This window comes from Nocardioides ginkgobilobae (assembly GCF_054781275.1).
In genome coordinates this window covers 21,703-32,429 of the sequence record NZ_BAAGUS010000025.1, presented here as the reverse complement: position 1 = coordinate 32,429, position 10,727 = coordinate 21,703, and the positions used below count along the sequence as shown (strand labels likewise).

Here is a 10,727-nt window from a genome sequence, read left to right as displayed (position 1 = left end):
CGAGCATCGTCGAGGCCTTCCGGTTGGGCAGCTTGGTCGCTCCCGATCCTGGAGGGCCTCGACCCCATTCACCCCGACCGCGTCATGCCAAGTCGCTCACCCACTCCCACCGCAGGTACGAAGAGCCGGATAACCCCGTCTACCCACTGCTGCCTCCTGATGACAGGCATCAGAATCCGGTCAGCCGACTCCACCGAACCCGGGACACGCCAGAGCCTCCATCAGACCCGGGGCTATTCAGCGCGACGTTCCGGGCGCTGCGCCGTGGCTACGCCATGACGCGCACGCCGGGTCGACCTGCCCGTTGTGTGGGGCGTAGCCGTTCGGACGAGACCAGATGGCATGCGCGCCGCTCGAATCAGGCTCCAAGCCAGTCGCGACGCGGGACACGTTGCGGTTTCTCGCCTCTCAAGTTTCGAGTTGTCGCTCTCTGCCGACGCCTGTGCGTCTGCCCCCTGGGACGCAGCGAGGTCACGGTCGTCGATAACGCGGCCATAGCTGAGCAGCCACAGTCTGCTGCCCTAATGGTCGCTCGGACCGATGGTGGATCGGTCGATGCACACGCGTGCGCAGACCCACTGTTTGTCATTCCGCTCGAATTTGGTTGTCGGCTCGACGAAATTCGCTGGGTGACTGCCCCGTCCAGCGCTTGAATGCGTGCGAGAAGTTGGCCACGTCGCCGTAGCCGAGCGCATGTGAGATCTGGCCGATGGACAGCGAATGGTCGAGGAGCAGCACGATAGCGCGCTCGCGCAGCAATGTTTCACGTACCTCGCGGAAGGTGGTGCCCTCGTGGTCGAGCCGGCGCTTCAAGGTGCTGACTGACATGCCCAACGTGGCCGCGACCTCCTCGCTGCTGCTGTGCCAGGGATCGTTCTCGATCGCTCGTCTCACGGTCTCCGTGGCGTTGCCCGGCAGCCGGCTGCGTTCGAGCGTGCGCCGCAGTTCGGTGACGGCGAGTCGGTAGGCGAGAGGGTCTGCAAAACGGCAGGGGACTGAAAGGACCTCGGTGGGCACGTGGATGAACGAGGCGTGCCCTCCGAACAGCAGACGGCCAGGCAGGACCGACGCTGCTTCGGTCGACGTTGCGGGAGCCTCCCAAGCAAGGTGCAAGGTGAGAGCGTGCAGTTCCCCGGACAGCTTGTCTATGAGCCGCAAGAGCGCCGCTCCGCCGTAGGCGACCACGAGGCAGTCGAGCGCACGGTCTCCTGTATGACCGGCGAGACCTACTGTCAGCCCGGTGTAAGTCATGTGGAAGTGAGGCTTAAGGGCACCTGAAATGACCGGCAGGTAGCCGAGAAGCTCTAGGACCTCGGCCACGGAAGCGGCACTGACCAAGGGGAGGCTGAGTGGGCCGAAAGAGGTCAGCTGGGCATGTTCGGCGAAGGCGAGCCCCAAGCTGGTCGCGCTACTGGGATCGAGGTCGGGATAGACCTCGCGAAACCATCGGATCGGCACCTGCTGGTCGCGCCTGACCAGCTCGGGCTCTGACCACCCCTCACGAGCGATGATGCGGCGGAAGTGAGACACCGCGTCAGGGCGGAGGGCGTCACTGTTGAGCAGCTGGACGAAGGCCAGCGGCGGAACGCCGGCATCGTCGCCTGTCATACCCACCCCTGAGCCGAAATCACAAGCTTTTGACACGCGTGACCATAGCCAGGGGCGGGAGTGTTCTCAAGACTGGGGTGACGTTTTGAGTGAGGAGTTCCACCATGTCAGTAGTCACCTTCATTTCCCACGACGGCGAGAAGCACGAGGCGCCGCTCGAGGAGGGCGAGTCGCTCATGCGGATCGCCATCGGCAACGCCATCCCCGGCATCGATGGTGATTGCGGAGGAGAGGCTGCGTGCGGGACGTGCCATGTGATTGTTGACGACCAGTGGATCGATGAGGTCGGTCGGTCCACGGCGGCCGAGGAGGAGATGCTGGCGATGAACCCCGAACGCGAACCCTGTTCCCGGCTCTCGTGCCAGATGACAATGACGGAGAGCTGTGGTGGCCTCGTGGTCCGGCTCCCCGAGTTCCAGATGTGATTCAGGAGAGACCATAGATATGACGACCTTGACGAACGTGACCGACGCCCTGGCTGAGCGCGCGCAGTCGCTTGTGCCCATGGAGCTCCAGATCCGTGGCGCTCATCTGTATGACTGGACACGGCGCTTCGTGACCCGGACGAACGGTCAGAAGATCTTCGTGGAGCAGCCGATCCCTCCGGTCGAAGAAGTGGCTCTCGCGGACATCGACTTGAGCAACCCGTTCCTTTATCGGCAGGGTAAGTGGCAGTCCTACTTCAAGCGGGTTCGCGACGAAGCTCCGGTCCACTTCCAGGCTCGCAGCCCGTTTGGCCCGTTCTGGTCGATCACCCGACACGCCGACATCATCGCGGTCGACAAGGACCACGAGACCTTCTCCGCCGAGCCGTTCATCATCATCGGAGAGCCGCCTCGTTTCATGGACGTCGCGATGTTCATCGCGATGGACCCGCCCAAGCATGACCGCCAGCGTGCTGCGGTTCAGGGCGTGGTTGGTCCCAAGAACCTCCGTGAGATGGAGTCCTTGATCCGCTCGCGCGTCGTGGACGTCCTCGACAGCCTCCCCGTCGGTGAGCCCTTCAACTGGGTCGACCTCGTCTCGATCGAGCTGACAGCACGGATGCTTGCGACATTGCTGGACTTCCCCTACGAGCAGCGGCGCAAGCTGGTCGAGTGGTCAGATCTGGCCAGCTCGATGGAGCAGGCCAATGGCGGGCCGTCCGACAACGACGAGGTCTTCCGTGGGTTCGTCGACGCTGCTCGAGGGCTCAGCTCGCTGTGGTACGACAAGAAGGCTCGCCTCGCCGCGGGCGAGGAGCCGGGCTTCGACCTCATCACCATGTTGCAGAGCAACGAGGAGACCAAGGACCTGATCGATCGACCGATGGAGTTCCTGGGGAACCTCGTCCTGTTGATCGTCGGGGGGAACGACACCACGAGGAACTCCATGAGTGGTGGCGTCCTGGCCCTGAACCAGTTCCCCGACCAGTTCGAGAAGCTCAAGGCCAACCCGGACCTCATTCCCAACATGGTCTCGGAGATCATCCGGTGGCAGACCCCTCTCGCCTACATGCGACGGGTGGCGAAAAAGGACACGATCCTCAACGGTCAGTTCATCCGCAAGGGCGACAAGCTTGTCATGTGGTACGCCTCGGGCAACCGTGACGAGCGTGTCTTCGATCGGCCCGATGACCTGATCATCGACCGGAGCAACGCCCGCAACCACATCTCCTTCGGGTTCGGCGTGCACCGGTGCATGGGCAACCGCCTGGCGGAGATGCAACTGCGGATCCTCTGGGAGGAACTGTTGCCTCGCTTCGAGAAGATCGAGGTCGTGGCGGAGCCGGAGTACGTGCAGTCCAACTTCGTACGGGGCATCAGCACGTTGATGGTCCAGCTGACTCCGAAGAAGGCCGAGTGACCCGTCCTCGGGCCGTCGTCGTCGGAGCCAGCCACGCCGGCGCACAAGTGGTGGCCAGCCTTCGTCAGGAGGGTTGGGAGGGCGAGGTCGTCCTCATCGGCGACGAGTCGTCGTTGCCGTACCAGCGGCCCCCGCTGTCCAAGGCGTATCTCGCGGGGAAGAGCAGCCTCCAGGACCTGGTCATCCGCAAGTCAGAGTTCTATGACAAGCACGACATCGAGGTCGTACAGGCCACGGTGACCCGGATCGACCGGGGCTCACGCAGCATCGTCACCAGTGACGGCGAGACGTGGTCGTACGACGGGCTGGCGCTCTGCACGGGGGGGCGGGCGCGCACGCTCGACCTTCCAGGGGGAGGACTCGCGGGAGTTCACTACCTGCGCACCTTCTCCGACGTGGAAGCCATTCGGATGGCCGCGTCGCCAGGTCGTCACGCGACCATCGTCGGCGGGGGCTACATCGGGCTGGAGACGGCCGCGTCCTTGCGCGCGCTCGACATGCAGGTGACGGTGCTGGAGGCCGCGCACCGCGTGCTCGAGAGGGTCACCGCTGCCGAGGTATCCCACTTCTACGAACGGATCCACCGGGAGGCCGGTGTGCAGGTCCTCACGGGTGCGCAGGTGGAGGCCATCGAGGGTCGAGACCGGGCCCGGGCGGTGATCCTGGCGAGCGGGGAGAGTGTCACCACCGATCTGGTGATCGTCGGCGTGGGCCTGGTCCCGGACACCGAGCTCGCCGCTCAGGCTGGGCTGGTGGTGGACAATGGCGTCGTGATCGACGACGTCGCCCGCACCAGTGACGCTCACATCGTGGCCGCTGGAGACTGCGCGAGCCACCGCATGGCCCGCTACGACCGGCTGGTGAGGTTGGAGTCGGTGCCGAGCGCTACCGAGCAGGCCAAATCGGCGGCTGCGACCCTGTGCGGTCGGGAACGGCGTATCAGCGCGCTGCCTTGGTTCTGGTCCGACCAGTACGACCTCAAGCTGCAGATCGCCGGCCTCAATGCCGGGTACGACGACGTCGTCGTTGACGGGGACCCCGCCCACGGCCGGGACTTCTCCTGCTACTACTTCCATGGCGGTCGCCTGATCGCTGCGGATTGCGTGAACCGTCCGCGGGATTTCGTGAGGGTCAAGCACACGCTCAGCAAGGACCTGCACGTCGAACGCGCCGAACTCGCCAGCCTGCTCGCCACCTGATCGCCCCACCCCTCGACACGGGGTACATTGCTCACTGCGTTGAGCCCGACCCGGAGGAAACCATGCGCAGCACCATGATGAACGTCCCCCTGACGACCGCAGCGATCCTCAGGCATGGCGAGCGGGTCCACGCCACGGCGCGGGTGCGCACCCTCCAGGCCGACGGCACGATCAGGACCGGGACGTTCGCCGAGGTCGGGCGTCGCTCGGCCCAGCTGGCGCACGCCCTTCGCGCGTGCGGGGTCGACGGCGACGACCGCGTCGCGACGCTCATGTGGAACAACCAGGAGCACGTCGAGGCCTACTGCGCGGTCCCGTCGATGGGCGCAGTGCTGCACACGCTCAACCCTCGCTTGACGCCGGCGCAGCTGGTCTACGTCGCAGGCCACGCCGATGACCGGGTGGTCATTGTCGACGGCACCCTCGCTCCGCTTCTGGCTGCGGTCCTGCCTTCGCTCGACAGCGTACACACGGTGGTTGTGACGGGCGGCGTCGATCTGGGACCCCTGCGGCGCGAAGGAGTCGCGGTGATCGGGTACGAGGAGTTCTTGGCGGGACACCCCGAGAGCTACGAGTGGCCCGAGCTCGACGAGTTCTCGGCGGCAGCCATGTGCTACACCTCCGGGACGACAGGGAACCCGAAGGGTGTCGCCTACAGCCACCGCTCCACGTATCTGCACTCGATGGCCGCCTGCGCGGCCGATGGGCTCAGCGTCACCGGGGACGACGCGATTCTTGCGATCGTCCCGATGTTCCACGCGAACGCCTGGGGACTGGTCTACGCGGCGCTGATGGCTGGGGCCGACCTCGTCATGCCCGACCGATTCCTCCAGGCCGAGCCCCTGGTTCGGCTCATTGCCGAGGCGCGTCCCACGATCGCGGGAGCGGTGCCGACGATCTGGAGCGACGTCCTGAACTACCTCGATGCCAACCCTGGTCACGATGTCTCGTCCCTGGGTCTGGTGGCATGCGGCGGTTCCGCGGTACCGCTCCACCTGATGCAGGCCTTCGAAGAGAAGTACGGCGTGCGGATCCTCCAGGCCTGGGGCATGACCGAGACGTCCCCGCTGGCGGCCATCGCGCGCCCTCCCGCCACGGTCACCGGAGAGGAGCACTGGAGCCTGCGAGCCTCCCAGGGCAGGCCTGTTGCCGGCGTGGAGCTGAGGCTCGTCGACGACGAGGGCAACGAGGTGCCTCACGACGGCAAGTCGGTTGGCGAGATCCAGGTCCGCGGCCCGTGGATCACCGGCGCCTACGTCGGGGACGAGGACGCCGAGAAGTTCGACGACGGCTGGCTGCGCACCGGTGACGTGGGCCGGATCGACGAGCGCAGCTTCGTGACCCTGACCGACAGGGCCAAGGACGTCATCAAGTCAGGTGGTGAGTGGATCTCCTCGGTGGAGCTCGAACTGCTGCTGGCCGGACATCCCGACGTGCTCGAGGCGACGGTCATCGGCGTTCCGGACGAGAGATGGCAGGAACGTCCTCTCGCCGCCATCGTGCTGCGCGAAGGTGCCGAGGTGTCCCCGGCCGAGCTGCGCGCATTCCTGGAAGGGAAGGTGGCGAGCTGGTGGCTGCCCGAGCGTTGGTGCTTCATTCCCGAGGTTCCCAAGACGTCGGTGGGCAAGTTCGACAAGAAGATGCTGCGCGCGCAGCACGCCGAAGGCTCGCTCGACGTCGTGGCGATCTAGAACACAGTAGAGCGCGCGGTACGCGGTGAAGCTGCCCCTCAGCCAGCATCAGGGCAGCTGGCCGCCGTGAGTCACGTCGAGGTGACGGAGGGCGATGGTCAGTTCGCTGCTCATCGCGCCCACGTCGCGACCGAGCAGCGCGCTCGCCTGCTGCAGGCGGTACCTGATCGTGTTGCGATGCACCGAGAGCTGGCTCGCAGCGCGATCGACGCTACCGCCTGCGGCCAGATAACTGGCCACGGTGTGCCTCAGACGCACCTGGTGATCGAGGGCCCCCCCCAGGTCTCCCAGCGTTCGTCGTATGAAGTCGTCCACTGTCTCGTCGCACCCGAGAAGGACCAGCAGCTCCATCTGGTCGTATTGATGGACCCCCTTCCTGTCAGGATGCACAACGCCTAGCGTGCGACGAGCCTGCCAGTGCGACGACGCGAAACCGACCAGTCCGGGCTTGCTCGCGCCGATGGCGATCCGCATCCCCTGAGCTGGGCCCTCGGAGGGAGTGAAGCCGGGGTCGAGCGGCATCGGCCGACGTGTCGCCGCCCAGATCCATAGTTGCCGCCCCCCCGGGCGTACCACCAGCGGCTGACGCAGACCGAGGTCCGCCGCCAGGTGGCGGCAAGCATCCTCGAGGTCCTCCATTGTCTGTCGTTGCTCACTCGTCGTCACGATGAGGGCGGTGTGGTGGTCGGCGATGGGATAGCCGCCCAATTCCGCCGAGACCCGGCGCCCCTCGAGAAGATTGCCATCGAGGACGCGTGACACCGTCTCCAGCCATAGGGCATTGCGTCCGACATCGATGTGTCGGCGTGCCTCGTGGTAGACGCGGCTGGTCTCGTTGATGGAGCGATCGATCCAGTCCGACGCTCGCTCCCACAGGTAGATCAACAGTTCCGTGCGCTCCGGTCGGGAGTCGTCGACCGCAGAGATCAGCTCCGTCGTGTACTCCCACGTGCCCTGCTGGGCGATGCGGTAGATCCGGTTGAGGGTCTCGAGCGGCAGCGACGTCTGGGCGGACTCGCGCGAGATGCGCTCGGCTGAGGCGACCAGACGGAATGAGAGCGCTGGTTGCGGCAGCTGTATTAGGAAGTTGAGCCAGTGCTCACGGATCGCCTCACCGATCTGTTCGGCCAGACCGTCACGTGACCCCAGCTCCGGAAGTTCGGCCATGATCCTTCCGCAGGTGCGCTCAACCCAGGAGTCCAGACGGTCGTCATCGGACTCGGTCTGCACGAAGCGCCGCACCCAGTCCTGGACCCAGCCGGATGGCTCGCTCGGCATGACTACTCTCCTCGACCTGGCATGGCGGCCCTAGGGTCATCCACCTTGTGCAAAGGTACAAGATAGGGTGCGTGTTCGAGTGGTTCGCACGAGACGTCGGACGCCTCCTACCCGTGTAATCGTGCTCACATCCGGCCTGAAGAGGTGAGTGAGTGCACACGAGAACGTCCTTCACGACTGGGATGTGGGCTGCTGACGCGATCAACCGTGGGGTGCCATCGTGACGACCGTCCAACGGGACGTGCGCGTCCCCCCGTCGATGCCTGCAGGTATGACGCCGGACTCGCGGCAGATTGCCAAGTCGGCCATGAGTTCCAGCATCTTCGTGCAAGCGCTCACGACATTCGGCGACTTCTATGCGTTCTCCGGCAACGTGTTCAAGCAGATGTTCACGCGCCGATTCCGGTTCCAGGAGTTCGTCTCGCAGGCCTGGTTCATCACCACGGTCTCGTTCGCGCCCGCCCTCTTGGTAGCCATCCCTTTCTGTGTGGTCATCATTTTCCAGGTCAACCAGCTCCTCATCCAGATCGGGGCTGTGGACCTGGCGGGCGCCGGCGCCGCGGTCGCGGTCGTGCGCGAGATCGGGCCGATCGTGAGCGTCCTGGTCGTGGCCGGCGCTGGGGCCACAGCCATCTGCGCAGACCTGGGATCCCGCAAGATCCGAGACGAGATCGATGCCATGGTCACCCTCGGCATCGACCCCATCCAACGTCTGGTCGTGCCGCGCGTCCTCGCCTCGATGCTGGTCGGCGTGGCCCTCAACGGCATGGTCACAGTCGTAGGACTCATCGGAGGTTACGTCTTCTCAGTCATCCTGCAGGGGGCGACGCCTGGCCTCTTCGTGGCTGACCTGACCTTGCTCGTGGGCCTGGCGGACTTCGTCACCTCGGAGATCAAGGCCGCCGTTTTCGGCTTGCTGGCCGGTCTGACCGCCTGCTACCTGGGTCTCAACGCCAGGGGTGGCCCCAAGGGTGTCGGCGACGCAGTCAACCAGACGGTCGTCTTCGCCTTCATGCTGCTGTTCGCGGCCAACAGCGTGATCAGCGCACTGTTCCTCCAGATCAAGTTGGGAGCCTGACATGGCGGTGAACGCCTCCCCGGTGGGGACACGGCGGGGCCCACGGGCATCCGGTCTCCTCCGGCGGCCGACCCGGGGCCTGCGCAACCTCGGTGACCAGCTCGGGTTCCACGCCGCTGCCTACAAGGCTGTGCCGCGCACCATCCGCCACTACCCCAAGGAGATCGTCCGGCTCCTGGCCGAGGTCTCGCTCGGCTCTGGCGCATTGGCCCTCATCGGCGGAACCGTGCTGGTGATCGGCTTCCTCACAGCCGCCTCCGGCATCGAGGTAGGTCTGCAGGCCTACACCTCCTTCGACAACATCGGGGTCTCGGCGCTCTCGGGATTCTTCTCCGCCTACTTCAACACACGCGAAGTCGCGCCCATCATCGCTGGGATCGCCCTGACGGCCACGGTGGGTGCGGGCTTCACCGCGCAGATCGGCGCGATGCGGGTGAGCGAGGAGATCGACGCCGTCGAGGTGATGGCCGTTCCGCCCATCCCCTTCCTCGTCACCACCCGCATCATCGCCGGTCTCATCGCCGTGGTGCCGCTGTTCGCCATCGCCTTGATGTCGTGCTGGCTCGCCACGCGCCTGGTGGTCACGGTCGGCTACGGTCAGGCCCCCGGCACCTACGAGCACTACTTCGACACGTTCCTCGTGCCCACGGACTTGTTCTTGGCAGCGGTCAAGGTCCTCATCATGGCCCTGGTCATCGTGTCCGTGTGTTGCTTCCATGGCTTCCGGGCGAGCGGCGGCCCCGCGGGCGTTGGTCAGGCCGTGGGTCGTGCCGTCCGCTCCGCCTTGATCGCCACGATGTTCGTGGACCTCATCTTCGCGCTGGCCATCTGGGGTCAGCCCTCCGTCCGGATCGCGGGGTGACGGGGATGCTGAGCTCGGTGCGCATCGACAGGCAAGTGGTGGCTGGTTTGGGCCTGGTGATCATCGTGGCAGCGGTCCTCGTCGGCACTCTGCTGCAGTACAACCGTGTCTTCGCTCGCTCCGTGGATGTGAGAGTGACGGCCGATCGTGCAGGCATCACGATGGACGCCGGGGCGCCCGTCAAGCTCTATGGAGTGGTGGTCGGACGTGTCAGCTCCGTGGAGGTCCGGGAGGAGGAGGTAGACATCTCCCTCGAGCTGGATCCTGACGAGGTCGACTCGATTCCACGCGGGGTCACGGCCCAGCTGGTACCCCCGACAGCCTTCGGTGCCAAGTACGTCCAGCTGACCGCGCCGGCAGACGAGGATGGTGAGTCCATCGAGCAGGGGGACGTGATCACTGCGACGGCAACGACGGTGGAGGTCGACGAGACGTTCACCAATCTCACGGGGGTCCTCGAAGCGGCGAGGCCGGCTCAGGTGAGCCAGGCACTGAGCGCCGTCGTCGGGGCTTTGGATGAGCGAGGAGAGGTCCTGGGGGAGCTCATCACGTTGACCGAGACCTACCTGACGTCCTTCAATCCCTCGCTCCCCGCGCTCAGTGAGGACCTGCGCCGGGTCGACGATGTCGCCGCCGTCTACGACCTCGCTCGCGAGGATCTGACCACCACGTTGGACGGTGCAGCCACCACGCTGGAGACGGTCGTGCAGCAGCAGGCTTCGCTGCGCGCGCTCGAGCTGAGCCTGACCTCCTTCAGCAGCGAGGGGGACGACTTGCTGCGCGAGAGCGGTCCTGGGCTCAGCCGGTCGCTCCGGCTGCTCGACCCCGTTACCGGCACGCTGGCCCGCTACTCCCCAGAGCTGCCCTGCCTGATCGAGGGACTGGCCAAGGGCAACGAGCTCGCCGAGATCGCCGTGGGGGGAACCAACCCGGGCATCACGACCTTCACGCACGTCGTCCGCGGGCGGGAGCCGTACCAGTACGCCACCGACCTCAAGGTCCTGGGTGAGAATCGCGGACCCAACTGCTTCGGTCTGCCCTACGTGACCCCGGCAGAGGCCTCACTCACCTACGGGCCGACCTTCGACACCGGCGTCAACCCCTTCAAGAACGCGCCGTCTAACGACGTCGAGCCTTTCGAGATCCTTGGATTGGAGGATCGCTGA

8 protein-coding genes and 1 pseudogene are annotated in these 10,727 nt (G+C 65.6%); 7 read left to right on the top strand and 2 right to left on the bottom strand.

Annotated elements, in window-relative coordinates; genetic code table 11:
• Positions 1-585: 585 nt before the first annotated feature.
• Complete coding sequence (locus ACYVID_RS17185) at positions 586-1,608, bottom strand: helix-turn-helix domain-containing protein (RefSeq protein ID WP_300641502.1); 1,023 nt, start codon at positions 1,606-1,608, stop codon at positions 586-588.
• A 104-nt stretch (positions 1,609-1,712) separates the two neighbouring features.
• Between ACYVID_RS17185 and ACYVID_RS17180 the strand changes: the two genes are divergently transcribed.
• The 4 genes and pseudogenes from ACYVID_RS17180 to ACYVID_RS17165 all read left to right on the top strand — a co-directional run bounded on the left by ACYVID_RS17180 (position 1,713) and on the right by ACYVID_RS17165 (position 6,343).
• Entirely contained in the window at positions 1,713-2,033 is a 321-nt protein-coding gene (locus tag ACYVID_RS17180; protein ID WP_300641501.1) for a 2Fe-2S iron-sulfur cluster-binding protein, read from the top strand.
• 19 nt (positions 2,034-2,052) lie between these two features.
• Positions 2,053-3,438: pseudogene (locus ACYVID_RS17175) on the top strand (cytochrome P450); the annotation flags it as partial.
• Between the two features lie 11 nt (positions 3,439-3,449).
• Positions 3,450-4,652, top strand: a complete 1,203-nt coding sequence (locus ACYVID_RS17170; RefSeq protein WP_300641499.1) for an NAD(P)/FAD-dependent oxidoreductase — start codon at positions 3,450-3,452, stop codon at positions 4,650-4,652.
• Positions 4,653-4,714: 62 nt separating this feature from the next.
• Positions 4,715-6,343 (top strand): fatty acid--CoA ligase, encoded by a 1,629-nt coding sequence (locus ACYVID_RS17165; RefSeq protein WP_460739137.1) that lies wholly within the window; start codon positions 4,715-4,717, stop codon positions 6,341-6,343.
• A gap of 48 nt (positions 6,344-6,391) precedes the next feature.
• Here ACYVID_RS17165 and ACYVID_RS17160 read toward each other — a convergent pair whose 3' ends face one another.
• Positions 6,392-7,621, bottom strand: a complete 1,230-nt coding sequence (locus ACYVID_RS17160) for a PucR family transcriptional regulator (RefSeq protein WP_460739135.1) — start codon at positions 7,619-7,621, stop codon at positions 6,392-6,394.
• Between the two features lie 307 nt (positions 7,622-7,928).
• Here ACYVID_RS17160 and ACYVID_RS17155 point away from each other — a divergent pair, with 307 nt between their 5' ends.
• The 3 genes from ACYVID_RS17155 to ACYVID_RS17145 are packed head-to-tail and all read left to right on the top strand — an operon-like array spanning position 7,929 to position 10,727.
• Positions 7,929-8,699 carry an MlaE family ABC transporter permease gene (locus ACYVID_RS17155; RefSeq protein WP_300641507.1) on the top strand — a complete coding sequence of 257 codons (771 nt, stop codon included), beginning with the start codon at positions 7,929-7,931 and terminating at the stop codon, positions 8,697-8,699.
• Position 8,700: 1 nt separating this feature from the next.
• On the top strand, positions 8,701-9,561 hold the full coding sequence (locus ACYVID_RS17150) for an MlaE family ABC transporter permease (protein ID WP_460739133.1): 861 nt from the start codon (positions 8,701-8,703) through the stop codon (positions 9,559-9,561).
• Positions 9,562-9,566: 5 nt separating this feature from the next.
• The gene (locus ACYVID_RS17145; RefSeq protein ID WP_460739144.1) at positions 9,567-10,727 is read left to right on the top strand and encodes an MCE family protein; all 1,161 of its coding nucleotides are present in this window, start codon (positions 9,567-9,569) and stop codon (positions 10,725-10,727) included.